Below are 24470 nucleotides of genomic sequence, written 5' to 3' on the forward strand. Positions count from 1 at the left end.
ATATGTTGGAGGGGGAGGTATAAAATATGTCAGAAATAGTTAAATTAGGCAGGAGATGTCAACTTATTATTCCAAAGAACATAAGAGAACAAGTAAATATAGATGAGGGAGATAATATTATTATTGATGTAGTAGATGGTACTATACTACTTAGACCTGCTCCCAAAAAAATGGGAGAGCTCTCTGGAATCTCAAAGGGATTATACGAAAAAAAAGTATCTAAACCCAAAAAGAACTTCATGAGAGGAATACCAAAAATATTTTTAGACACAAATATAATTATTTATTTTTTTGAAAAAGATGAATATTTTTATGATAAAGTTCTTCCTATTTTTAAAGACGCAGAACAAGATCAGGCAAGGTTATTTTCTTCTTCTCTCTCTTATATGGAAATTGAGATGAAATACAATTTCCTTTTTAAAAGACTTTTTAAAGTAATAGATATAGATACAAAAGTAGCAAGATTAGCTGCAACTATTAGAGACAAATATAAAACAAATACTTCTGATTCTATACAAATCGCCTGTGCCATACATGCAGGATGTAATAGATTTGTTACTTCTGATAAAAAATTTAAAGGTGTGGAAGGAATTGACGTGTTAATAATTGAATAAGAGATAAAACAGGTAGACAAGGTATTTTTTAGGCTAAATATATGACACATTTTATCTTTTTTGCTTTAACATCTTTTATTTTGGGTGCTTGTCTTGGTAGCTTTTACAATGTCTGTATCTATAGATACATTGCTGGAGAATCTATAGTTGCTCCTAGATCACATTGTCCAAAATGTTCCCATGTGCTTTCATGGTGGGAGAATATCCCTATAATTAGTTATTTGATTTTAAGGGGTAGATGTTTAAAATGCGGTGAGAAAATTTCTATTAAATATCTCGTTGTTGAGTTGATATCAGCTATATGGGCCTTGGGTATTTATTTGAAGTTTGGTTTTTCAATTCCATTTTTTATTTTCCTACTATTTGGAGGTATTTTTATAATACTTAGCTTTATTGATTTAGAGATCTTTATCCTCCCAGACGAGCTAACCCTACCTGGAAGTATCTTAGCTTTTTTAAGTGCTCCATTAATTGGAGTATCTTTTAAATTGTCCTTTTGGGGTGCAGTTTTTGGTGGGGGATTTTTTTTCTTGATTCAGCAGGGATACAAACTAATTAGAGGCAGAGAAGGGCTTGGCACAGGTGATATAAAACTCATGTTTATGATTGGAGCGTTACTAGGTATTACAGCAATTCCTTTTGTAGTGTTTGTTGGTTCAATTATGGGACTTTTGGGTGGCCTTTATTATCTAAAAAAGCAAAATCAAACCACGCAAAATCCAATTCCCTTTGGGCCTTTTTTGTGTTTAGCAGCTTGTTTGTATATGCTCATTGGTAAAGAGGTTATTTTATGTTATTTAGGGATGTTAAGTAAATAAATCCAATAACTATATCTAAAAAGATATTAAGAAAAATTGAGGTGAGAAAGATGGGATATAGATTTTTAAATGAATACTCAGAAGATCAGTTAAGAGAGATTCAATTAAAAGGGCTTAAATGGACAGTAGAGCATGTGTATAATGGTAGTGAATTTTATAGAAAAAGACTAAAAGAACACGGAATTTCGCCTGAAGATATCAAATCTTTAGATGATTTAAAGCATCTTCCATTTACAACAGCAGAGGATTTGAGGGAAAATTATCCTTTTCCTTTTTTATCAGTTCCCATGAAGGATGTTATAAGGATACATGCATCCTCAGGCACAACTGGAAAAAGAAAAATTTTGGCCTATACAAAAAATGACGTGGAAGTATGGAAAATGATGATGGCCAGGTGCTTTGAGATAGCTGGTCTCACTGAAGAAGATAGGATTCAGATTGCAGTTGGATATGGACTCTGGACAGCAGGGGTTGGATTTCAGCTTGGATGTGAACATTTTGGGGCAACTGCGTTGCCAATTGGTCCTGGGAATTTGGAGATACATTTGCAATTTTTGCAGGATTTAAAACCCACATGTCTTTGTTCAACTGCCTCTATGGCACTTTTGCTTTCTGAGGAAGTGAAAAAAATGGGGCTTAAGCCTGAAGATATTTCTTTAAAAAAGGCCATATTTGGTGCTGAGCCACATACCCCTAAGATGAGAAAGAGGATAGAACAGATCCTTGGACTAGAAGAGTCCTTTGATATTCCAGGGATGACAGAATTGTATGGCCCAGGCACCGGCCTGGAGTGCTCAGCACACTGTGGAATTCACTATTTTGCAGATATCTTTATCTTGGAGATAATTGACCCAAAGACCCTTAAGCCTGTAGAAGATGGAGAGATTGGAGAGATGGTGGTGACTAGTTTAAAAAAAGAAGCTGCTCCTTTAATTAGATACAGAACAAGGGATTTATCCAGAAAGATTCCAGGCCTGTGTCCATGTGGCTTAAGGCTTCCAAGGCACGACAAGATTGTTGGACGATCAGATGATATGATTATTTTTAGAGGGGTAAATATATATCCAACTCAAATTGCAGAAATTTTGGAAAAGATTCCAGAGGTTAGCAGTGAATATCAAATAGAGTTATATAGAAAAGAGGGACTGGATCATATGAAATTAAAGGTGGAGCGGGCTGAATATGCGTCAAAGGACATGGATGAAAATCTTAAGAAGACAATTAGTAATTTTTTAAGAAAGAAGTTATTAGTGAGGATTGAAGTTGAAGTTGTTGACCTTGGAAAACTGCCTCGTACCTTTGCAAAATCAAAAAGAGTTATTGATATCAGAGAGTGATTGCTGCTTAGGCGAGATCTTTTTAAAAGGTAGTTTTTTGAATCTGAAAGAAGGAGAGAAAACATCTAAAATGATCTAATTTGTCCCTCACCGAGAATTGCTGAAGGGGTTGTTTTTTTCTTGACATATGGGAAAATACGAAGTAGAAAGACTCGTTTTTACAATTAGTTGTTTTTCTGTCCACAAAATTTTAGATTGTAATTTAAAAAGTTTTAATTATAGTTAAAAGTGATAGATATATTTGTGTTTTGTGCTTAGGCTTTAAATTAACATCATAAGTTAAAAGAGAGAAAATGACACATCTTTATGAGGTGTGAATCTTTTTGTAGATGGAGTATTTTTTATGGAAAATAAAAAAAATATACTTAGGCAGGGGGTGTCTTGCATGGGTTTAACCTTTAACTTTTACTAGGTACAGGTGGTGGCCATGGTTGTAGGAAGACATATCATTGCAGAATTATATGGAGTCAAAAAGGACCTCATTTCCAATGAGGACATGGTAAGGGAAATCTTAGAAGAAGTTACAGAAAAGGCAAAGTTCAATAAGATAGGCTCTATGTACAAACAATTTCAACCTTACGGAGTGACTGGTGTGATTCTTGTAGAAGAATCACACGTATCCATACATACCTGGCCAGAATATGAATTAGTTAATTTAGATGTATTTACCTGTGGAGATGTATCAAAGGTAGATAAGGCCTTTGAGCTATTTTTAGAAAAATTCAAGCCCACATCATATAAGCATCAGGTAATTGATAGGGGTTAAAATGGATAGATTTAAAAATCAGGTGCTACAAATTTGTAGCAGAGGTGATATTTCCATCTATGAATTAATTGAAAGACAGGACTTGTCTCTAAAAGAATTTTTTCAAAGAATTAGGGAATTAGAGCGAGAAGGCATAATAGAAATTGAGGGAGGAAAAGTTAAGCTGACCTCAAAATGTTCTGACCCATACAGTAATCTTAGTTCAATAGACGATGTTAAATGTGTTTGTTGTGATAAAACAGGAGTAGAAATCAAAGGATATTTTAAAGAACTTTTAGAGAAATGGAAAAAATTAACTAAAGGCCGACCTGAGGCAATTGAGATTTTTGATCAGGGTTTTATATCCCCAGAAGGGGTGATCAGAAGGGTTGCATATATTTATGAGAGGGGAGATCTTTTAGATGCAGAAATTTTCATAATGGGTGACGATGACTTGCTCTCCTTAGCCCTTGCAGTCACAGGGCTCCCAAAAAGGGTCCAGGTCGTTGAGATAGATGAAAGACTGGTAAGTTTTATAAATAAGGTAGCTGAAAATATGAACCTGCCTTTAAGAGCAGATGTCTTTGATGCCCAACAGGCACTTCCAGATAAATATAAAGAAAAATTTGATGTATTTATAACAGATCCAGTTGAGACCATTCCAGGGTTTACCCTTTTTATATCTAGGGCTACGTCGTCATTAAAGGGCATTGGATGTGCAGGATATTTAGGGCTTACTACCATTGAAGCATCTAAGAAAAAGTGGTTTGAAATTGAAAAAAGGTTTTTGGAAATGGGATTTGTCATAACAGATATTAGACGAAGATTTAGCGTTTATCCTCTTGGTGACATAAGTTTTTCCAGATATCAAGAAAAATGTCAGGTCTATAAAGAGATAGGGGTTAGGGCTGACAGGGATTGGTATACCTCATCTTTTATAAGACTTGAAGCTGTTAAACAACCAAAACCCCTAGTGGTAGGTACACAAATTATAGATGAAAAAGTATATAAAGACGACGAGAGTCTGGCAACTCCTTATTAAAAAGATATTTTTATTGAAAGATTAAGACAAAAGGCAACCTGAGGGGTTGCCTTTTGTCTTTTTTTAGGAATTAAAAGAAGCCATTGAGAAAACATTAGTTCTTCTTCCTAAACTAAACACCTTTCTAAATATAAACTTTCTGCTTTATTTTTTATTTTCATTGCTATTTTTTTATAGAATTGGTAAACTAAGCATGAATGAATTTCAGACGAGCTATTATCTATTTATCTTCACTGTGAGCTAGAAATCCATCTCCTATGAGAATTTTTTTAATAAAAATGGAGGTGGAAAATGAAAAATATTGAAGAAAATATCTTGATTGTAGAAGATGAAGTGGCAATGTCAGAGATCCTTGAACTGTTGTTGGAAGACTATGGACTTGAGTGTGAAATTGCTACAACCGGGGAAGAAGGATTGCAGCTTCTGAAAATGAAAAAATTTAAGGTTGTTTTGGTGGATTTAAGACTGCCCGGTATAAATGGCCTTCAGTTTATTCAAAGGGCACATGAATTGCAGCCAGAAATTTCTTTTATAATTATAACTGGTTCCATTGAATTCAATGGAAAAGAGATTGCTCATATTGACAAAGTTAGTAAAAGGATATTTTATAAGCCTGTTTCAAATGTATCAGACTTGATAGAGGAAATTCTATTTTTGCTACAATGAAAAAAAAGACAAAAAAATTTTACTGGATTACGTTGTTTATTATTGTAATTTTTGTAAAGTTAGGCTTTGCCCAGAAGCTAAAACTTTTATTTTTTCACAGACCACCATATTATATTTATGATAAGGATGGTGTGAAGGGGATCATTTTAAAGAGAGCAATTTATGTTTTAAGACAAGCAAAAGTTGAGTTTGAACTAGAACTTTCAACACCAAATAGGATTATTGAATCTTTTAAAAGAGGACATCAAAACATATGTTCGCCTGGATGGTTTAAGACAAAAGAGAGGACCAGATGGGCAAAATTTTCAGTTCCAATATATCAAAACAAACCCATTGTACTTTTGACAGGAAAATGGAATCAGGGATTGACTAAATTTCACTACCTTTCTCAAATATTTAGGATGAGATCATATACCTGGGGAAGAATTAAAAATTTTTCATATGGAGAAGAAATTGACAGATATCAAGAGGAATTTAAACCAAGAGTAATTAATATTGATGGAGAGCAATTGAATTTGATACATATGTTAAAATATAAAAGATTTTCCTATATGCTCATTTCTCCTGAAGAAATAGAGTTTTTGATTGCTTCAGCAGGATACAATAAAAAGGATTTTGTTATTATACATTTAAAAGATGTGAAAAAAGGAAATAAAAGATATTTGATGTTTTCAAAAGATGTTTCAGATCGTTTAATAAAAAAAATTAATGAATTTATTTTAAAATTTCAATAAATATATTATGAATTTTATGAAAAAGAAAAGTATTATAAATATCTTAAGATTTCATTTAATTCTAAATATTTTACTTATTTCATCAATATTCTTGTTTATAAGTTATTATATATTTCAATCAAATTCCAAAAAAATTTTTTTATTACGTAAAAATAATATAGTTGAAAATATAAAAACTGCTTATATATATCCCCTATGGAAATTAGATAAAAAAGAAATTGAAATGTTATCAAATAGTTATATACAAAATGATTTAATAGCCGGGATTGAGGTTGTAGCAATGCCATATAAATCAATATTATTTAAATCTCAAAGAGAGACTCAAATAGATTTAGAAAATATTCGTATCCCTATTTTGCATGAAAATAAAGAAATTGGATATGTAGCTATTACTTTTGATAATCGGATAGGCTTTAATTATATCGAAAATTTTTTATTTGCTGATAGTTCATTAGTATTATTTATTATAATTTTTATCTATTTTTCTACATACTTGATTTTAAAAAATAAGTTAGAAGCACCAATATCAGCTTTAACAAATGCAATTTCAAAGGTAAAGGAGGGGCAATATAACTATCTTTTTCCATCTATGGAGTTTGTTGAATTTAAATCAATGTTCGATAAAGTGAGGGATTTGGGGATAAAGATAAAGCAAAGGGAAGAGGAATTAAAACAAAGTGAAGAGAAATTTAGGAATTTGGCAGAAAATGCCCCTATAGGTATCTTAATTTGTCAAGGAGAGAGGTTTGTGTACTGTAATAGGGCCATTACTGAAATTTTTGGATATACTAGAGAAGAGATTATGTCGAATAAGTTTTGGGAGATCCTACCTTTGGATCGCCAAGAGATAGTAAGAGAGAAAGGAATGTTAAGACAACAAGGATCAATTGATGTTCCTATTAGTTATGAGTTTGAGATATTTACAAAAGATAGTGAAAAAAAATTTGTGAATCTAAGCGATTCAGTGATTGATTATGAAGGGAAGCCTGCTGTAATGGTCATTGTTCAGGATGTTACTGAAGAGAAAAGAATTCAAATGGAACTAGAGAAACTCAGAAATATGCTTCAAAATATAATAAATTCAATGCCTTCTAAGTTGATTACAGTTGATAGAGACTTTAAAGTAGTGTATTGGAATAAATATTTTGAAAGCCTTTTAGGGGAAAAACAATCAAAAGATTTAAGAAACAAAAATCTATTTGATGTTATAGAAATAGAAGATGAATTAAAAAATAAATTGAAGAAAGCTATTTTGGCAAAAGATATCCAGTCTTATTTAAGAAGATCTGAAGATAAGGATGGATTTGAAAAAATTGAAATTGTGATTATATTTCCATTGCAGTCTAATGGTGTAGATGGTGCAGTAATAAAAATAGATGATATTACAGATCAAATAAAATTTGAAGAGATGTTGATACATTCAGAAAAGATGATAACAATAGGTAATATGGCATCTGGAATAGCTCATGAAATAAATAATCCTTTAGCTATCATTATGCAGGCATGCGATGTATGTATAAATAGACTAGAAGATACGTCTAAAAATAGAGAAATAGCAAACCAAATAGGTATTGAATTCGATTATCTTAAAAAATATATTCAAGATAGAAAAATAGATAAAATGCTTTTTAATATAAAAGAAGCAACAATGAGAGCATCTGCTATTATAAAAGGGCTTTTAACTTTTACTCAGGAACCGCTAGGTTTTGTTGATAATGTAGATTTAAGAGAGGTTATGGAAAAGGCTCTTGCAATGGCGTATAATGATTATAGTTTAAAGAAAAAGTATGATGTCAAAAAAATAAAAATAAAAAAGAACTATGGAGAGGTGCCAAAGATTTCTTGTGACCCCATAAAGATACAACAGGTTTTTTTAAACATTATAAAAAATTCTGCTCAAGCAATGGCAGGCAGGCAAGAATCTGAAATTACAATTACAATTTCTGAAGATAAGGATGACTTAGTGAAAACCTCTATAAAAGACAATGGGCCTGGTATTCCTAGAAATATGATGGGGAATATATTTGATCCATTTTACACCACAAAACAAGTGGGAGAAGGTCCTGGATTGGGTTTATATATTTCCTATTTTATAGTTACTAAACAACACAATGGGAAAATTTTTGTGGATTCAGCACCGGAAAAAGGAACAGAGGTGGTTATTTATTTACCTGTTTCCCCTCCTCAAAAAAAACTACAACATCCTATACTCCCCAATGATAAAACTTCTCTTTGACAAGGAATAGAAGCTTATTTTATATGTAAATTTTCTAAATTAAATTAATGGGTAAGGGGTTAGAAAAATGCGTATAGCCTTTGTGTCAACTTATCCGCCAATTGAATGTGGTATCGCCACTTATACAAGTTTTTTAACTGAGGCATTAAGGGCCAAGGAAGTAGATGTTTATATTATATCTCACTATGGTGGCCAGGGTAAAAATGTTTTTAGTTGTTTTGACTATGAAGATAGAGATCTATCCTATAAAATATTTGACATGATAATCAGACTCTCACCAGACCTTGTCCACGTACAACATGAGTTCAATCTTTTTGGTAGGCAATATGGAGTTTCCATTGTCCCTCTTTATTTACAACTCAAGATGACCAACATCCCCTGTGTTACAACTCTTCATACTATTTATGAAAAAAATATTTTTGAACACAAGATTTTATTTTCCTGTTTTTTTAATTATTCAGATCAGCTGATAGTCCATGAAAAGTTTCAAAAACAGGCCCTAGTTGAGGAGTTAAATTTAGCAGAAGGGCTCGAAGAAAAAATTTCAGTTATTCCCCATGGTGCTAGAGAGTTAAATAATATTCCTGATGCAAAAAGGAAGTTGGGTATAGATGAAAATACAAAAATAGTTTTAATGATAGGGTACTTTAGTCCATATAAAAATTTTGAGAAAATTCTTGATCTATGGCCAGAGATTGTAAAGGAATATGATGGAAAGGTCATTTTAATAATTGCTGGGAAATTAAGGACTATAGCCTATCTGGATTACAGAAATCTCTTGTTCGAAAGAATTAATTCCTCCCCAGCTAAAGAACATATAAAGGTAATAAGAGGGCAGATTTCTCCGGATTCCTTTGATATTATTATGTCAGCAGCTGATATCGTGGTCTTGCCCTATAAAAAGATATCCCAGAGCGGAATCTTTGCCCATTGTATGGCCTTTGGAAAACCTGTTGTAACTTCTTTTAATAAGACCATGGAAGCTATTTTCTCAAAATATAAAGCAGGTCTTATGTCTAAGGAAAAAGAGGAATATGTGGAGAATATTTTACGCTTGTTAAAAGATGAAAAACTTTATAAAGAACTTTCCCGCAATGCAAAGGTGTATGTAAAAGAAAGGATTTCTTGGTCACTCGTGGCTGACAAACACATCTCTATTTACAGAAAATTAATAGAGCCCTCTATATTAAATGTCTCTACTATATGGATGGATTAATTTTGGATATTTGACCAGGAGGAGCCATGAAGAAAAAATACCAGTTGGAGATAATCAAAAGACATCCTTTAAATCCTATAATCACAAGAGAGGATGTACCCTATCATTGTAATACAGTTTTTAATGCGGCGGCCTGCAAATTTAAAGAGGAATATTTACTTTTATTACGCATTGAAGATTTTGAGGGAAAAAGCCATTTGACCTTGGCCAGATCCCATGATGGTTTAGATTTTAAGGTTGATAAAAAACCATGGATAGTGCCATCAAAAGATCCTTATTTTGAACCTTATGAGAGGTTTGGCATTGAAGACCCAAGAATTACTCAGATAGATAAGAAATTTTATATAACATACACAGCTTATGGTCCCTATGGAGTTAGGATAGGTATTGGAGTAACTGAAGATTTTGAAAAATTTGAAAGAATTAGTCTTGCCACTGATGTTGATAATAAAGATGGAGTGCTCTTTCCAAAAAAGATAAAAGGCAAATATGTCATGATAACAAGACCTGCTGGTCGTGGGGGAAAGATGAATCTCATGTGGATTACTTATTCTCCTGATCTGATTCATTGGGGGGAAAGTAAGGTCCTTATGTTTTTTACTCCAGGTGCCTGGAGTGCTTTTAAAATGGGTGCCTCTACACCACCAATTTTTACTGAAAAGGGCTGGCTAGTATTTTTCCATGGAGTTAAAGTTGCAGGAGGAGGCCTTATTTATAGAGTAGGTGTCATGCTCCTTGATCTGGATGAGCCCCATAAGATTGTTGGATATACTCCCTATTATATCTTTGGTCCCCATGAAACCTATGAAAGGGTAGGAGATGTCCCAAATGTAGTATTCCCTTGTGGAACAGTGTTAGAAGACAACGGGGAATTAAAGATATATTATGGAGCCGCAGATACCTGTATAGCTCTTGCAACTGCACATATTGATGACCTGCTTAAAAGTTGTATAAAAACACCACGGGAGTATAAAAAACCATAAATAAATGGCACTTTTTCTTATTTTTCTAAGCCCAATAATTTTTTAAAGACAATCCAATTTATATGTTCTTTAATGAAATTAAAGCCATAATTTAGTTTTTGTTCATCTCGTAATTTAATGGTTTCAAGGATAAAGTCCATTTTCTTGGCAACAGTGTATGTATCATCTTTAACTACAAGTATTGGTATCTTTAAATCTTTAGCTCTACTTAAGATAATGTCTGTGGGATAAATATTACCTGTTAAGATAAGGCATTTACATTTTCCCTCTAAAGCTACCAATTGTAGGTCTGATCTATCTCCACCTACAATTACAGCTGGATTTCTTTTCTTTTGATAGTGATACATAAAATTTTCTATCTGCATGGTGCCTATTATAAAATCAATTACAAGTTCATTTAATTTGCTTTGACCAGATATAATATTTGCCCTAAGTCTTTTAGCTAATTCTTTAATTGTTATTGAATATAAAAATGGATCTTTAGGAATTACCCCTAAAACATTAATGTCCTTTTTATTTAATAAGGGTACAAGTAAATTATCCACTGTATCCATAATGCGTTCAGGAACAGAATTTAAGATACAACCAATGAGTTTGTCTCCCAAAAGTTCTTTTGCACTTACCAAATAATCATAGTTAAATTCCTTGAAAAACCTATCAATTAATATGACCTTTGCCTCCAGCGCATTTGCCACATCTATGCCTGCAATATTGCAGTATTTTCCTGTATGTAAAAAACTTCCAGAACCGCATACAAGCATTAGATCGTTGTTTTTTTTGAGTTTTTCATATGAATTTAAAATTTTTCCCATGAAATCAGGACATCCTTTCTTGAACACTGAAAGCTGTAGATCTCTAGTTACCAAAACAGGCGTAAGCAGCTCAGGATCATTATTTAATCCCAAAATTTTTTGTATGAAAAGTGCATCCTGGTCTATTACCTTGTTTTCATTTTCTGTGATTGGGGATGTCCCAATGGGCTTTAAAAATCCCACCTTAAAACCCAACTTTTGGAAATAACGGCCAATAGTTAATGTAATTAAGGTCTTGCCCGCATATCCAGATGTGGAACCAATATAAAGTGTTATCATCCTAAGCTCCTTTATTTTAATTTTTCCTTTGCAAAAGAATACCAAATTGATTAAAAAAAGCCAAGTAAGGAAAGTACAGAAGGCATATTATCCTTAAATTTAGGAAAATAAGGAGAAATTAGATATGAGACCAATAGGGGTTGATGTGGGGTTTGGCTTTACAAAGGCAACAAATGGTGATGAATATGTGATTTTTAAATCAATTATTGGAGAATATACGGATATTCAGTTTGATTTTTTATTAGAAGATGACCAATTTGAGCAAAATCTCCAGGTAAAATTGGGAGATAATATGTTCTTTTTAGGAGAGCTGGCAGAAAAACAATCTCTGGTTAAACAGTACACCCTGGATCAGGATAAATTAGTGAGTGAATTTGTCAAAATTCTTGCTATATCTGGCGTAGGGATGCTCACCGATGAAGTAGAGACACTGAATGTAGTTACAGGACTGCCTGTTGGATATTACAGGAGAGATGCAAAAAAAATACAGGAAATATTAAGAGGATTTCATAAAATTGAATTCCTTTCCAATAAGAGTAAGGGGAGAGAAAAGAGACTAAATATAGCTAAAGTGAAGGTGGTACCCCAGCCCATGGGTTCAGTGTTTAACCTCTTATTTGATGAAAAGGGGAAGGTAACAAATAAAAAATTGGTTAGTCAAAAGATAGGAGTTGTGGATATTGGATTTAGGACCACGGATTTTGTTTTACTTGATCATTTGAGATATGTGGAGAGGGGAAGCACTACAACAGACAATGGCATGTCTAAATGTTTTGGTATAATTGCCAATAAACTGAGACAAAAAGCTGGTGTTAGTATTGAACTATACAGATTATATGAAGCAATTTTTTCTGGTTCTATAAAAATAAAGGGAAAAGAGTATAATATTGTCAATTTAAAAGAACGGGTCTATTCTCATTTTGCTTCCCAAATAGCCACAGATATAAACAGAGTGTGGGAGAATGATTGGGATATTGACCTTATTGTTTTAACTGGTGGAGGGGCTAAAGAGCTATTTAATTATATAAAACCCCTGGTTGAGGGAAATATTATTTTGGTGGAGAGCAAGTCTGATCCCCGTTTAAATAATGTAATGGGATATCTAAAGTACGGGATATATGATGCGAACAAGTTAAGAAAAGAATCTCCTGTTACTGAGGTAAAAGGACAAAAAGAGAAGGATGAGAAAGAAGAAGGGGAAAAATAGTCTATTCTTTTTAAATAATACCATAAGATTTTAGTTTTTTATGTAAATAGCTCCTCTCTAAACCAATTAATTCCGAGAGTCTGGAAACATTGCCGTTAACTTCTTTTAATTTTGATGTAAGATATTCTATTTCAAATTTTGATCTGGCTGTTTTGAAATCCATATCAAAGAAGGTAGTGTCATCTTGTTTATTTTTTAGTTTAGAATAATTTTTGTATTCCTCGGGTAGATCAGAAACATCCACTTCTTTTCCTGCATATAATATTAACATTCTTTCTGTAAAATTTTTAAGTTCCCTTACATTTCCTGGCCATGGATAATTAATCAATTTAGACATTGCAGATTTTGTAAATTGTATAGGTTGATATCCGTTTTCCTTACAAAATGACTCAATAAATTCTTTAATTAAAATAGGGATATCCTCTTTCCTGTCTTTTAAATCTGGAACATGAATTGGAAATACATTTAATCTGTAGTACAAATCTTCTCTAAAACGGCCTTCTTGAATCTCTTTTTTTAGATCTTTATTTGTTGCAACTATAACCCTTACATCCACCTCTATTGTCCTGTTGCTACCTATGCGTTCGAATTTTTGCTCTTGCAGGATTCTCAAGATCTTGGCCTGGGTCTTAAGGCTCATATCTCCAATTTCATCTAAAAAAAGGGTTCCCTTATGGGCCAGCTCAAATTTTCCTATATGGGTTTTGTGGGCTCCTGTAAAAGCACCTTTTTCATGTCCAAATAATTCGCTTTCTATTAGTTCTTCAGGAATGGCTGCGCAGTTTATAGCTATTAAAGGCCTTTTTGAACGTTTACTCTTTTTATGTATTGCCCTTGCAACTATTTCCTTTCCAGTTCCATTAGCGCCAGTTATAAGCACCCATGCGTCAGTTGGAGCAACTTTTTCTATTTGTTCCTTAACTTTTAATATTGCCTCACTTTTGCCCGTTAACTCATCTACGATATCTCTTTTTACTCTATATCTTAGTCTTTGGTTTTCAATGGTAAGTTCCTTAAATTCCAGGGCTTTTTTTGCTGCAACAACTACTTTTTCTAAAGAGAGAGGTTTTTCAATAAAATCAAAGGCACCCAGCTTTATTGTTTGAACAGCAGTTTCAATATTTCCATGTCCCGATATCATAATAACTGGAATATGTGGCACGTCCTTTTTCAAAATTTTCAAAACATCTACACCATCCATGCCAGTCAACCAGATATCTAAAAAAATTGCATCAGGCTCTGCTTTTGTCTTAATAAATTCCAATGCCTTTTCTCCACTTTCAAAACCAATACATTTGTAGCCTTCATCTTCTAAGATTCCTGAAAGGGAGATCCTGATGTCTTCTTCGTCGTCTATTATCAAAATAAAGGATTCCATGAAATCTCTCCCTTGCTTTAATTGCAAACTCAGGTTTAAACTTAATGACTAATTTTTCTAAACTGGCAGTATTATTTGAAAGCGACTTCCTTTACCTTTTTGAGAGTTTGCTGTGATTTCACCTCCATGCTCTTTTACAATAGCTCTAGCTATTGTGAGTCCAAGCCCAGTGCTCCCTTTTTTCATGGAAAAATATGGTTCAAATATCCTGGCTTTCTCTTTAGGGCTCAGTCCTGGACCATTGTCCTTTATTTCTATTACTACATTTGAAAAGTTTTTATCATAAGTACAATTAATTTCAATTTCCGGGTTTTGTTCTTTTTGCAGGGCCTCAACAGCGTTATTTAATAAATTAATAATTACTCTTTTTATAGCATTTGCATCAAAATTAAAAGCCGGGATTTTGGAATCAATATTTTTTTTCCACATTATCTGAGGATAACTGGTTGTATATAAGAGATAGATTTCATCTATTAAGGTTTGTAAATTGTTTTTAGTAGGGGTTATTTCAGGGAGCTTTGCAAATTCTGAGAATTCTTTAACCAGGGACTGAAGATGGTCAACCTGTCTAACTATTACTCTAACCCCCTCTTTAAATACAGGATCATCAATTAAATTAGAAAATTTTTTTTCTAATCTCTGGGCTGAGAGTTTTATTGGAGTTAAGGGATTTTTAATTTCATGGGCTATCCTCCTTGCAACCTCCTGCCAGGCAGCAAGTCTTTGCATCTTATCCAGTTCTGTTATGTCTTCAAATACTATGATTGTTCCAACTTGTTCATTTTCATGTCTTTTTAAACTAACTAAATTTAGTAAAAGTTTTCTTTCTTTTTTTTCCACTGAAATTGTTAGTTGAGTCTGGATTACTTTGTGTGGATATTTCTCTAATTTAAGAAGTAGGGAGGAGAATTTATCTTTACAATCTCTAGGTAATACGTCGAATAATCCTTTGCCTACTATATTCCCTTCTGGAATCTGTAAAATTTCCCGGGCGGATTTGTTTATGGTGTTAATTTTGAATTGGCTGTCTAAACTAATCACTCCTGATGTTATGGTATTTAGAACCGCTTCCATATACTGTCTTCTATGTTCTAATTCTTTGTTTTTTCTGGATAAAAGTTGATTTGTTTCATTTAATCGTCTTTGACTCCGTTTAAGCTCTTCAGCCATAAGATTGAATGATTTAACCAGGGAACCTAATTCATCTTCTGATTCATCTTCAATCCTCACCTCAAGATCTCCTAGGGCAATCCTTTTAGTCGCATAAGAGAGGGCCTGTATAGGGTATGAAATTTCCTTGGCCAGTTTTAGTCCAAACCAGATTGAACCAAAAATTATCAATAGGGTCATTACCCCTAAAAGGATATATAGGGATGTCTTAAGGGGTTTTTTTAAAGATTTAAGTTGATTATATTCATAAAATCCCTGGACTATTTTTTCCATTTTTTCAGTAATTGGATATTTTAATTTAATACCTAAAATTATAAAATCGTACTTTTTGACACTCCCCTTTTTTAAAGGAGCCACACCCAATACATAATCTAATCCTTCAAAGGAATATATGTTTATCCAAAACTCATTTTTCTTTTGTATGGATTCCCATTCTATTTTGTTTTTTAATTTATACCAGATTTTTTTCCAATCATTCTGTATAAATCCAATTTCCCTTTTGTCATTTCTTAAAATTAAGATCCCTATATTGTTTTGTTTAGCAAAATCACTAGTTAATTTAATTAATTTTTTTTCATTATATCTGCTGAAATGTATTTTGTTAAATTTATCTAAATTTGCTTTTAATTCATCCTGAATGTATTTATAATTTATTTTACCTATTTCAAGTGCTGTTTTTAAAGAATTATCTATTTGATTTCTAAACCAGTAATCAACAGAAGTCTGTACGAATTTTACAGAGATCAAAAACATTAATATAGTAGGTATAAAAGAAAGAGTTACAAATGAAAGAACCAATTTAATTCTTAATCTTGACCCACCTACATTTCTTTTTCTATCTAGGAATAATTTTACACTGTTTCGAGCAACTAAAAATAATATTACCAACAAAAGAATTATATTTAAATTAAATACAACAAAAAACAGATATGAATTCACTCCAAAAAATTTTAGTTCAATCCAACTAAATAATATAATTAATATTATTGAGACAAGTATAATCAAAAACTCAATTTTGATCTTTTTGGGAATATTTATGTATTTCATAATTAAATTTAGAATTTAAAATCAATATGGTATTCAGATGGCGGTGTTATATTAAAGTTCCAGAAAAAAAGTGTCTTTTCAATCCAGTAAGGAACCTTTTTTTTAAGGCCAAATTTAAGTATTAAATCATATTTTTCTTTTCCTGTAGGAGTTGTCCATATTGGTAGTTTGAGGGTTATAATCCTTATTTTCTCAAGTAGTTTATCCAAAGAATCAGTTGAGTAAATTTGTTTATTTTTTCTTCTTAGAGAAAATTTGTTATTTATGGGATTAAAACATATACTCCATTCCCGATCCCTGCTGAACACAGTTTTGTCAAAGAAGAACCTCACTTTTTTTTGAATTTCCACATGATAGGAGAACACAATCTGGAATTTATTGTGCTTGATTATTTTATGTAATTTTTTTGGGTCAATGATATCAAGGAATATCTGGATGCTGACGTTTTTATTACTCGTGTTTAAAATAACATTTTCTAAATTTATACTCTGGGGCAATGTCTTTGTTGCAAATATCAAAGATGCAAATAAAGTCAAAAATACTATTATTTGTTCAAATTTCAAATATTTTTTAAGCGAGATTTTAGTTGACATTATGTGTTTTTTCTTTTTGGAATTTTTTAGAAATATCTTCTGTTGAACTTGAGAATATAGAGTTTTTTTACATATGGCAAGACGCATAAAGTTTATTTTTGTAGGTAAGGTGAAGCAGGATTTTTGGAAAAAAGCGGAAAATTTTTATCTTCAGAGGATTGGCAATTTTTTTAATGTGGAATTAATAGTAGTCAAGGATTCTAAAAGGGGCAGAATAAAGGACAGGGTCAATTTTGAAGCTAAAGAAATCAAGAAAAAAATATTATCTTCTGACTTTGTTGTGTCATTAGATGAGAAGGGAAAGTTGCTTACTTCTACAGATTTTGCCAAAAAATTGACTATATGGACAGAGCTTCCAAATAAAATACCCTGTTTTGTTGTTGGGGGGCCATACGGGCTTTCTTGTGATATTAAGAAGAAGTCTGATTTTTTATTTAGCCTGAGTCCTCTTACCTTTACCCATGAAATGGCCAGGGTAATTCTTTTAGAACAGATATATAGGACCTACCAGATTTTAATAAACTCGTCCTATCATCACTAATTTGGTATTTTATTTGCTTATTCATTTGCATAAGTAAAAAATTCCTTATTGCGATTTTTTTAACAATACCCAATCAAGAGGGGTGAATATGAAATACATAAATCAACCCATTGGAAAGGTTATTGGTGTTGATTTTAATGATGAAGAGAAAAGCAAGATATTTAGTATTATCTCTCCTGAGGAAATCACCTTTGTTGAATCAAACAAAAAAGACCCTTTTGAGGGACTAATTGACAGTAATGAGGCTTATGTGATCTTGATTCCCTTTAGATATTGGGTAAGACTATCCAATACCAATAAAGAGAAGTCTTTAAAAAAGTTTTATATCAAAAAAATAGAGGGCTCTTTTTTAGGTGATAGAGATGTACTTGCAGAGTGTGTAGTAGCGATCTCTTCTAAATTGCTTAAAAAGGATAAGGAATTAAAAGGGGTTATAGATGAAGCAAAAGGGATATACAATTTTATTTCAAACTTAAAAAAAGAGATTTCCTTGTACAAAGAGCTTTATTTTAAAAAGGCAGAGCACTTGGAATTTTTAGATGTTTTTTTTAAAACAGTAATTCATGCCAAAAGTGTAAAGGAAATTATAGAAAAAGGTTTTTTAAAAATTAATGATTATTTTTCCGTGTATGACTTATGTCTTTTAATACCTTTGGAAAACAATACCTATAAATTCTATGTTACTAATAATGAAGATTTTTGGTCTAATTATGTAGAGAAAAAACTAAAATTAAAGAAAAATAGTTTAGACATAGAGTGCATAAGACTTGATGTCCAAGCAAGTAAACAAGCTGATATTGTGGATGTATCTCCCTCCCTGGAAAATTTTAAAGTTTTCCTTTCTATGGACACAAATCATATGGGATATGATGATTTTGCTGTATTAGAGATGGCCATAGACCATTTATGCTTGCTCATTCAACGTGGACTGGAATACGAAAAGTTGTCCTCATTTGCCTATGTAGACTTTCTAACTGGTGTAGGTAATCGTCATTATTTTGACGGAATAATTAGACAGGAAATAAAAAGACATGAGAGACTTGGTTCAAAATTCAGCGTGGTAATGATTGATATAGATCACTTCAAAAATATTAATGACAGATTTGGGCATGGTGCAGGAGATTTAGTATTAAATCAAGTGGCAAATATAATTAAAGAGAATGCAAGGGAAATTGACTATATAATCCGCTATGGGGGAGAGGAATTTCTTGTAATATTGCCCCATACCAATAAACAGAGTGCTCACAGATTTGCTGAAAGACTTAGGAAAACAATAGAAAATCATAATTTTATAATAGATAGGGGACAAAGAGTAAAAATTACTATTAGTATTGGAATTTCTGAATTTGATCCAAAGGCTGACAAAAATTTTGAAGAGGTTTTAAAGTCTGCTGATGCCGCCCTTTATAATTCAAAAGAAAAAGGAAGAAACAGGGTAAGTGTTATTTAAATCAACAGTGCCTGAGATAGAAACTCAGCTTAAAATTCCTTGACCTCCCTTTAAAGGAGTCTTAATGTCTCACCCAAGAAGGTAATCAGGGCTGAGGTGTATAGGGGTGAGACATACTAACAAAGAATATGCAATTGTGTGTTTGTCTGGAGGGCAGGATTCAGCAACCTGCCTTGCCTGGGCAAAAGAAAAATTTAAAAATATATTAAGTGTTTCTTTTATATATGGCCAAAGACATATAATTGAAGTTGAGTGTGCGAGAAAACTTTCCCAGCTTGCTGGGTGTGTCAAACACTTTGAGATAAAATTAGACCAACTTTTTTCCCAGATAACTGAAAGTAATCTTATAAAAAATCAAGGGGATTTAAATAGGCCCTTTGATTTGGATAAAGACCTTCCAGCTTCATTTGTCCCTTTTAGAAACTTATTTTTTATCTCCTCTGCAGCTTCCATTGCATATATTTATGGCATAAAGAATATAGTAGTTGGTGTATCTCAGACAGATTTTAGTGGCTATCCTGACTGTAGAAATACTTTTATTAAGTCTTTAAACGCCACATTGGAGCTCGCAGTTGACTCTTCTTTTGAAATACATACTCCTCTTATGTATTTATCAAAAAAAGACACAGTTTTACTCATGAAAGAGCTTGGAAAATTGGATTGGTATAAATACACCCACACCTGTTATGAGGGTCTAAGACCTGCATGTGGCAAATGTCCAGCATGTAAACTAAGACTCAAAGGATTTAAAGAGGCCAATATCAAAGATCCTATTGAGTATAGAAGATAGAATTAAAGGAGGGAAGACTATGGATGAGTTAGATGAATTTTGTCAAGGACTTCAGATTGATATAGATAAAAAAGTAGAAGAGGCCTATGGAAAAAAGATAGCTGAGATATGGAAAAATTTAAAATACTTTAATGTATTAGAAAAAGGTGATGGTATTGGCAAACTTACCGGGAGTTGTGGAGATAGTGTGGAAATTTTAATAAAAGTCAAAAAGGGAAAGATAGATGAGATTTCGTACTGGACAGACGGTTGTATCGCCACTGTGGTCTGTGGATCTCTTGTTTGCGACCTGGCACATGGGAAACCTTTGGAAGAGGCTGAAAAAATTTCTGGAGAAGATGTTCTAACACAACTTCCAGGATTGCCTGAGGATCACCATCATTGTGCATTTCTTGCAGCAAATACATTGCATGAGGCAATTGGTGATTATTATAGAAAAATCCAAAACCAGAGATAGTTTAAAGTTAAAGCATTTTAAAAAAGTTAGAGTGTATTAACTTTTTTCTTTACAAGGTGTTGTAACGGTCTTATATATTTTCTGCAGGGTTTATTTGAAGAGATCTTTAACAAGAGGAGGTGATGGGCATGAGTGAAAATAAGTGTGAAATGGAGAAAAAAGAGTGTGAGAGTTGTTCGAAAAAAGGTACTTGTGAAGAATTTAGAGATAAGAAATTAAAGCAAACACTTAACAGGATTAAACATAAAATAGTAATACTTTCAGGTAAAGGTGGAGTTGGAAAGAGCTCAATTGCAGCAAATATAGCTGTTGGATTATCTTTAAAGGGTAAAAAAGTAGGGCTGATGGATGTTGATGTGCATGGTCCATCTATTCCCCGTTTATTAAAATTGGATGGGGCAAGGCCTGAAGTTGGTGCAAGTGGAATGTATCCAATCCCATGGTCTAAAAATTTATCTGTAATTTCCCTGGGATTTTTACTTCCTTCCAAAGAAGATTCTGTGATCTGGAGAGGGCCCCTTAAGATGGGAGTTATAAAACAATTCATAGCGGATGTGGTTTGGGGAGTTTTAGATTATCTTGTAGTGGATTGTCCCCCTGGCACTGGGGATGAGCCCCTCTCTGTTATGCAGCTTATGGGAAAAGAGGCCCGGGCAGTTATAGTGACTACACCACAAGACGTGGCAGTTGATGATGTAAGGAGGTCAATTAATTTTTGTCGTCACACAGGAAATCCAATAATAGGTGTTATTGAAAATATGAGTGGCTTTGTATGTCCCCATTGTGGTAAAGAGGTTCATATCTTTAAATCAGGCGGAGGAGAGGCCTTAGCAAAGGAAGCAGGGGTTGAGTTTCTTGGAAAAATACCCCTAGATCCCAAATTAGTTGAGGCTGGAGATAGCGGCGAGGTTTTTATTAAATATCATCAAGACTCACCAGCAGCCAAGGCCCTTTTAAAGATATTAGAACCAATACTTAAATTGGATGAAAAATAGGGTTGGTAAAAATAAAATTTGATAAAAGGGACGAAAAGGCTCGTCCCTTTTTTTGTTTTTTTAACCATTAAATACGCATAAATATATGCATTTTGGGAGGGGAGGTGTAAATTATGTCCACAAAAATTACAATATTATGTGAAAACACAGCAGGCGCTATGTTTGGCCTCATTGGTGAGCATGGTTTTTCTGCCCTAATTGAAAAGGACGGAGAAAAAATTTTATTTGATACAGGTCAGGGTTTTACTTTAAAACACAATGCATCTATCCTAGGCGTTGATTTTAAAGAGATTAACAAGATAGTGATTTCTCATGGGCATTATGACCATACAGGTGGACTTATGGATGCTTTATATCCCCCAAGAGGGGCAAAGGTATATCTTCACCCTGATTGTTTTGGGGCAAAATATGCAGAACTTAATACTCCCAAAGGAACTGATTATATGTATATTGGGATTAAATTTAAAAAAGAGATATTAGAAGATTCTCTAAAGGCTGAATTTGTGTATTTAAAAGAATTTACAGAGATCTCAAAGGGAATTTATTTTTCAGGTGAGGTCCCAAAGGAAGAGAGGTTTGCCATAAAAGACACACGTCTTGTTGTAAGAACAGATGATGGTCAATATATTGAAGATCCATTTAACGACGATATAAGTTTACTTATTGAAACAGACAAAGGTCCTGTTGTATTACTTGGATGTGCCCACAGTGGGGTTGTAAATATTCTGAGATATTTTTCAAAAAAAACAGGATATAAAAAATTTTATGGGGTGATAGGCGGTACCCACCTTGGATTTTTCCCACCAGGGGAAGAATTAAACAATATTTTAGATGAGCTTGAGCGTTTTTCAGTTGAGCTTGTAGCAGTTTCCCATTGCACAGGTCCTGTTGCTGCTTCCCACTGCTATATGAAATTTAAAGAGAGATTTGAGTTTGCAAATGTTGGCTGGTCCAAGGAGTTTTGATTTTTTGAATAGTTTTTAGTGGCACTTTCCACAGGGCTCACTTCTGCCACAACAGGTCTTTCCCGTGGTTTCGAAATTACATTCTTTTTCCTGTCTTTTATAGGGTGGATGAGAGTTTGATCCCTTTAAAATAAAGCCCATTCCTCCGCTGATTAAACGTTTTACCGTGCCTCCACATTGGGGGCACTCACTTATTGGCTTATCAGACATTGATTGTTTTATCTCAAATCTATGTCCACAATTTATGCATTCATATTCATAAGTTGGCATAGGATTCCTCCTTTTTTTGATGAATCATTTTTTTAATCGCCCTTATCCTCATTAAGTGGTTGTGTCAATACATAAGAGCCAACTTGAACATTTGCATGATTTGCAATAACATTACATTTTGCCTTAAATAAGAAAAAGATATTGTGTTTTACATTGCTTAAGCTTTCAAAGTTGCCCTGACCCTTTGCAATAATTAAATCCGAGTTCCAGAATATATTTAAGAATTCTTGTTTACACTCTTCTAAAATGGTTCCTGGTGCATCTGCTCCATTGTCTATAACATTGACAATTTTGTCTAAATTGCAAAATTCAGCGTCATAGATAGTTGCATCATTTATAATAGGACCACCTCTAACTGCCAATGTAATTTTTTCAGGTCCAATTTCTTCAATAAATATTTTATCAAATACTATTTCGCCAGCATTATCTGCTAGATAAAGAATATTTTTTGAATTTTTTATTTGTTTTTTTAATAATTGAAAATCTCCTATAATAGGATGTGATACAACTTGAGAAATAGAGTTTTCTATTTCTTGTTCTGTAATATTATTTTTTACTCCAAGATCAATAACATTTCCTGCCATGGCAAGTCTCATAGCAGTATTAAGAGGATCTTGAGAATTCATTACCATTGATTTTAATTTTGGATATATCTTAATTGCCAATTTATTATGTCTGATTTTTATCTCTTTGTAAGGATCTGGATTATTGGTTATTTTTCTAATTAATGAATGGATGTGTTTTGCTGTATATGGGGGTGGTTTTGACATATCTATTTTGCTTAAACTTACAAGCACTTCTCTCATTAATTGCTCTTGAATTTTTTTATCTGCTCCAGTAATTTTTCCTACGTCAAGGGCATGACGAACAAAACATGGGATGCATTCTAAATAGGTCTTCATTTTTTTTCCTTAAAATTTTTAAATTAAAGGAACATAGCCAGCATATCTTGCCATCAAGTTGTGATTTTTAAAATAAGTTTTTATTTTTGACAAGTACAGAAAATTGGGGATAGCCATGATTGTAATGCTTCCCAAAAATCAAGACAAATTTTTAAGAAATTAAGATAAAGTTAATTATGTTAACTTTATATAATTTACTTTTTTTCGCTTCGGGCCTTGACAATCTTTTTCTGAACTGGTGACCAGGAGATCCTGGCTTTGGGGTTACACTGAAGAAAAAGTAGCATCTTCAATTACCCAATCTTATATTCAAGTATACCAGCTCAGAAAAAGACACGCCTTCGGTTGTCAAGGCTCCTTCGCTTAACTTTTTAAAGGGTTCCCTGAAGAAAAAGTAACTTTATATTTTTAAGCCGCTTTCTTATAATGTAATTTATAATATTCTTGTTCAAACTCCTCAGGACTCTTATATCCAAGAGTTGAATGTACATATAGTTTATTATAGTCTTTTTTTAACCACTTTGATATAGTCTCAGTTGCTTCTGTTAATGAAGTAAATTTATTTATCCAGATTACTTCTTCTTTAATTGTTCTTATTACTTTTTTAAGTATCTGCATTTCCTTTAGGATTATTATATGTTGTAAAAATTTGTTTTATATTCAATTGTTTTGTATATTGCATAAAAGATCTGGAAGTAGGTTGTGAGCCATTGTCACTAACAAGCAATAGACCTTTTTTCTGTTTACATTTATATTTTCTCTATTTTTAAGCCAGTATTAATCGTCTATATCCCCAAAAAGGATGATTGTTTTTTATCTCTTTGATTTTATTTACTAAATATAAATATTCCTTACTTTTCTTTTTGGGTCGACGTGTTTTTTTGTATGAATAATAAGTGCTTCTGGATATCCCCATAGCGTAATATGCATCTTTAACAGAAAAACTTATTTTTACCAGCTGTGAGATAGCTTCTATTTTCCCTTGAGAAGTTCCTCTTTTTTTTAGTATTTCGATGTAGACAGTTTATTTTCCATTTATTTTTTGTAGTTTTTCAATTTCAGCTTTTAGTTGAGCTTCTTTTTTGCTGGGAGCATCAAAAGCCAAGGCGTTTTTACCACCTTCTAAAAATTTCTCACACCATTCATAATACTGAGCTTGAGAAATTTGGTGCTCCCTACAGATTCGAGCCACAGATTTTTCCCCTTAATTCCCATTTATACAA

At 32.8% G+C, this 24470-nt stretch carries 25 protein-coding genes; 17 read left to right on the plus strand and 8 right to left on the minus strand.

Features of this window, described 5'->3' with window-relative positions:
• The first annotated feature begins 26 nt into the window (after nt 1-26).
• The 10 genes from ACYQ1E_RS12200 (at nt 27) to ACYQ1E_RS12245 (ending at nt 10391) form a co-directional block, all read left to right on the plus strand.
• Complete coding sequence (locus ACYQ1E_RS12200; protein WP_459879749.1) at nt 27-614, plus strand: PIN domain-containing protein; 588 nt, start codon at nt 27-29, stop codon at nt 612-614.
• A gap of 41 nt (nt 615-655) precedes the next feature.
• On the plus strand, nt 656-1432 hold the full coding sequence (locus ACYQ1E_RS12205; RefSeq protein WP_459879752.1) for a prepilin peptidase: 777 nt from the start codon (nt 656-658) through the stop codon (nt 1430-1432).
• A gap of 50 nt (nt 1433-1482) precedes the next feature.
• Nucleotides 1483-2769: a phenylacetate--CoA ligase family protein gene (locus ACYQ1E_RS12210; protein ID WP_459879755.1), complete on the plus strand. Its 1287-nt coding sequence runs from the start codon at nt 1483-1485 to the stop codon at nt 2767-2769.
• Nucleotides 2770-3196: 427 nt separating this feature from the next.
• On the plus strand, nt 3197-3535 hold the full coding sequence (gene speD / locus ACYQ1E_RS12215; protein ID WP_459879758.1) for an adenosylmethionine decarboxylase: 339 nt from the start codon (nt 3197-3199) through the stop codon (nt 3533-3535).
• Between the two features lies 1 nt (nt 3536).
• Nucleotides 3537-4556, plus strand: coding sequence for a bis-aminopropyl spermidine synthase family protein (locus ACYQ1E_RS12220; protein WP_459879760.1), 1020 nt, complete (start codon nt 3537-3539; stop codon nt 4554-4556).
• A gap of 291 nt (nt 4557-4847) precedes the next feature.
• Complete coding sequence (locus ACYQ1E_RS12225; protein ID WP_459879763.1) at nt 4848-5222, plus strand: response regulator; 375 nt, start codon at nt 4848-4850, stop codon at nt 5220-5222.
• Nucleotides 5219-5956, plus strand: a complete 738-nt coding sequence (locus ACYQ1E_RS12230; RefSeq protein ID WP_459879766.1) for a transporter substrate-binding domain-containing protein — start codon at nt 5219-5221, stop codon at nt 5954-5956. The genes ACYQ1E_RS12225 and ACYQ1E_RS12230 overlap by 4 nt, the downstream gene beginning before the upstream one ends.
• A 16-nt stretch (nt 5957-5972) precedes the next feature.
• Nucleotides 5973-8192, plus strand: a complete 2220-nt coding sequence (locus ACYQ1E_RS12235) for a PAS domain-containing sensor histidine kinase (protein WP_459879769.1) — start codon at nt 5973-5975, stop codon at nt 8190-8192.
• A gap of 67 nt (nt 8193-8259) precedes the next feature.
• Entirely contained in the window at nt 8260-9408 is a 1149-nt protein-coding gene (locus ACYQ1E_RS12240) for a glycosyltransferase (RefSeq protein ID WP_459879772.1), read from the plus strand.
• Between the two features lie 26 nt (nt 9409-9434).
• Nucleotides 9435-10391 carry a glycoside hydrolase family 130 protein gene (locus ACYQ1E_RS12245; RefSeq protein ID WP_459879775.1) on the plus strand — a complete coding sequence of 319 codons (957 nt, stop codon included), beginning with the start codon at nt 9435-9437 and terminating at the stop codon, nt 10389-10391.
• A gap of 17 nt (nt 10392-10408) precedes the next feature.
• On the opposite strand, the gene ACYQ1E_RS12250 is transcribed toward ACYQ1E_RS12245, so the two are convergent.
• Nucleotides 10409-11482 carry a phosphotransacetylase family protein gene (locus tag ACYQ1E_RS12250; RefSeq protein ID WP_459879778.1) on the minus strand — a complete coding sequence of 358 codons (1074 nt, stop codon included), beginning with the start codon at nt 11480-11482 and terminating at the stop codon, nt 10409-10411.
• 124 nt (nt 11483-11606) lie between these two features.
• On the opposite strand from ACYQ1E_RS12250, the gene ACYQ1E_RS12255 reads away from it, so the two are divergent.
• On the plus strand, nt 11607-12689 hold the full coding sequence (locus tag ACYQ1E_RS12255) for a ParM/StbA family protein (RefSeq protein WP_459879781.1): 1083 nt from the start codon (nt 11607-11609) through the stop codon (nt 12687-12689).
• Between the two features lie 10 nt (nt 12690-12699).
• Here ACYQ1E_RS12255 and ACYQ1E_RS12260 read toward each other — a convergent pair whose 3' ends face one another.
• The 3 genes from ACYQ1E_RS12260 to ACYQ1E_RS12270 are packed head-to-tail and all read right to left on the minus strand — an operon-like array spanning nt 12700 to nt 16877.
• On the minus strand, nt 12700-14067 hold the full coding sequence (locus ACYQ1E_RS12260) for a sigma-54-dependent transcriptional regulator (RefSeq protein ID WP_459879784.1): 1368 nt from the start codon (nt 14065-14067) through the stop codon (nt 12700-12702).
• A 57-nt stretch (nt 14068-14124) separates the two neighbouring features.
• Nucleotides 14125-16284, minus strand: a complete 2160-nt coding sequence (locus tag ACYQ1E_RS12265; RefSeq protein WP_459879787.1) for a sensor histidine kinase — start codon at nt 16282-16284, stop codon at nt 14125-14127.
• 8 nt (nt 16285-16292) lie between these two features.
• Nucleotides 16293-16877: a DUF4390 domain-containing protein gene (locus tag ACYQ1E_RS12270; RefSeq protein WP_459879790.1), complete on the minus strand. Its 585-nt coding sequence runs from the start codon at nt 16875-16877 to the stop codon at nt 16293-16295.
• Nucleotides 16878-16950: 73 nt separating this feature from the next.
• Between ACYQ1E_RS12270 and ACYQ1E_RS12275 the strand changes: the two genes are divergently transcribed.
• From ACYQ1E_RS12275 to ACYQ1E_RS12300, 6 genes are all read left to right on the plus strand, one after another.
• Nucleotides 16951-17418, plus strand: coding sequence for a 23S rRNA (pseudouridine(1915)-N(3))-methyltransferase RlmH (locus tag ACYQ1E_RS12275; protein WP_459879793.1), 468 nt, complete (start codon nt 16951-16953; stop codon nt 17416-17418).
• 88 nt (nt 17419-17506) lie between these two features.
• Entirely contained in the window at nt 17507-18868 is a 1362-nt protein-coding gene (locus ACYQ1E_RS12280) for a GGDEF domain-containing protein (RefSeq protein WP_459879796.1), read from the plus strand.
• Between the two features lie 106 nt (nt 18869-18974).
• Nucleotides 18975-19658 (plus strand): 7-cyano-7-deazaguanine synthase QueC, encoded by a 684-nt coding sequence (gene queC / locus ACYQ1E_RS12285; RefSeq protein ID WP_459879799.1) that lies wholly within the window; start codon nt 18975-18977, stop codon nt 19656-19658.
• 19 nt (nt 19659-19677) lie between these two features.
• Entirely contained in the window at nt 19678-20115 is a 438-nt protein-coding gene (locus ACYQ1E_RS12290; RefSeq protein WP_459879802.1) for an iron-sulfur cluster assembly scaffold protein, read from the plus strand.
• Between the two features lie 128 nt (nt 20116-20243).
• Nucleotides 20244-21110 (plus strand): P-loop NTPase, encoded by an 867-nt coding sequence (locus ACYQ1E_RS12295; RefSeq protein WP_459879804.1) that lies wholly within the window; start codon nt 20244-20246, stop codon nt 21108-21110.
• Between the two features lie 113 nt (nt 21111-21223).
• Nucleotides 21224-22075 carry an MBL fold metallo-hydrolase gene (locus tag ACYQ1E_RS12300; protein ID WP_459879807.1) on the plus strand — a complete coding sequence of 284 codons (852 nt, stop codon included), beginning with the start codon at nt 21224-21226 and terminating at the stop codon, nt 22073-22075.
• Nucleotides 22076-22090: 15 nt separating this feature from the next.
• On the opposite strand, the gene ACYQ1E_RS12305 is transcribed toward ACYQ1E_RS12300, so the two are convergent.
• From ACYQ1E_RS12305 to ACYQ1E_RS12320, 4 genes are all read right to left on the minus strand, one after another.
• On the minus strand, nt 22091-22345 hold the full coding sequence (locus ACYQ1E_RS12305) for an FmdB family zinc ribbon protein (RefSeq protein ID WP_459879810.1): 255 nt from the start codon (nt 22343-22345) through the stop codon (nt 22091-22093).
• 32 nt (nt 22346-22377) lie between these two features.
• Entirely contained in the window at nt 22378-23247 is an 870-nt protein-coding gene (locus ACYQ1E_RS12310; RefSeq protein WP_459879813.1) for a damage-control phosphatase ARMT1 family protein, read from the minus strand.
• Nucleotides 23248-23655: 408 nt separating this feature from the next.
• The gene (locus ACYQ1E_RS12315) at nt 23656-23865 is read right to left on the minus strand and encodes an integrase core domain-containing protein (protein WP_459879816.1); all 210 of its coding nucleotides are present in this window, start codon (nt 23863-23865) and stop codon (nt 23656-23658) included.
• Nucleotides 23866-24271: 406 nt separating this feature from the next.
• A complete protein-coding gene (locus tag ACYQ1E_RS12320) occupies nt 24272-24439 on the minus strand; it encodes a transposase (protein ID WP_459879819.1) in 168 nt (55 codons plus the stop codon).
• Nucleotides 24440-24470 lie beyond the last annotated feature (31 nt).

This window comes from Desulfothermus naphthae, from assembly GCF_054657475.1.